The sequence below is a fragment of the Streptomyces sp. NPDC059696 genome (assembly GCF_042733745.1).
Taxonomy (GTDB): Bacteria; Actinomycetota; Actinomycetes; order Streptomycetales; family Streptomycetaceae; genus Streptomyces.
In genome coordinates, this window is sequence record NZ_JBHWFG010000159.1 from 1 (window position 1) to 1,002 (window position 1,002).

General features: G+C 63.6%; 1 protein-coding gene and 1 pseudogene. Both read right to left on the reverse strand.

Annotated elements, in window-relative coordinates; all coding sequences use genetic code 11:
* Positions 1 to 620 (reverse strand): annotated as a pseudogene (locus ACFV20_RS37335) (hypothetical protein); the annotation flags it as partial.
* Positions 621 to 799: 179 nt separating this feature from the next.
* Positions 800 to 1,002, reverse strand: a 203-nt coding sequence (locus ACFV20_RS37340) for a hypothetical protein (RefSeq protein ID WP_385665683.1), incomplete at its 5' end; no start/stop codon positions are given.

Consider the following 1,002-nt stretch of genomic DNA (forward strand, 5'->3'; position numbering starts at 1 on the left):
GAGCTGACCGAGGCAATGGACTCGATGCTGGGGTGGAGGGCCGTGGGATCGGCGATCTTGATGATCGACCTGGCATTGGCAAAGGACAAATAGATGTTGACGTCGGGGCCGTCGCTGACGGCGTTCGGGCGCAGGTCGCCGTCGAAGATGGTCAACTGGCTCTTGTAGTTGAAGAGGCTGGTTCCCGCGTTCCACACGGCTCGGTAAACCTCGGAGCTTCCGACGGCGGCATCCGGAATGAACGCAATTTCGTCGCCGCTGCCGGGGTTGCCGGGCGTGGGATCAATGATGGCCGGGGTGCCCGCAAGGGCCGGCCCGGTCTTGTGCCCGGCCAGGGTTCCACCGAGGCATGTGCTGGTTTCGAGGCCGCCGGTGGTGGCACCGGATGTCTCGGTCACACGGCAAAACCCTGCCCGGGAATCGGAAACCCAGATCCGGCCTTTCGGGTCCACCAGGGCCCCGGCGGCCTTGGTCAGTCCAACGGCTACGGTTTGGCGGGCCTGGTCGGCGACGGAGGGTCCCGCCGCCAGCATTCCCGTCAGTGCGGCCGTGGCAAGGCTTGCCGTGGCGATGACGGCTGTGGCTTTGCGGCGACGGAATGGCGCATTCTTGGCGCCCAAGACGGTATGCCGGGAGGTTTGATGAGAGGTTCTTGAGCGACCGGAGAGGGCAAGGCATGCCAAACCAAGCTGAAGAACACTGCGATTGCGCGTGTCCACCGAGGGATCCCCACTTCATTCGGATGCTCCCCAGCTCCGCATGCATTGGTTATTCGCCCCACGCCGTTTCCGGCTGCGTCTTAGTACATCTTCCCCCAATTTTCACATTTGTCACTAGTGAAGTTTTGGCCGGCCACCAGGTCCACGTTTTTACCGGCTTCTGCGGGTCCGCCGCTGGCCACGATACTTCCGCCCGCTGCCGACACCGACCACGTGCATGCGTCGGCGGATGCGGCCTGCTTGACCACTTGGTAGCTACCCGGTTCCATCTGGTCCCCCACCA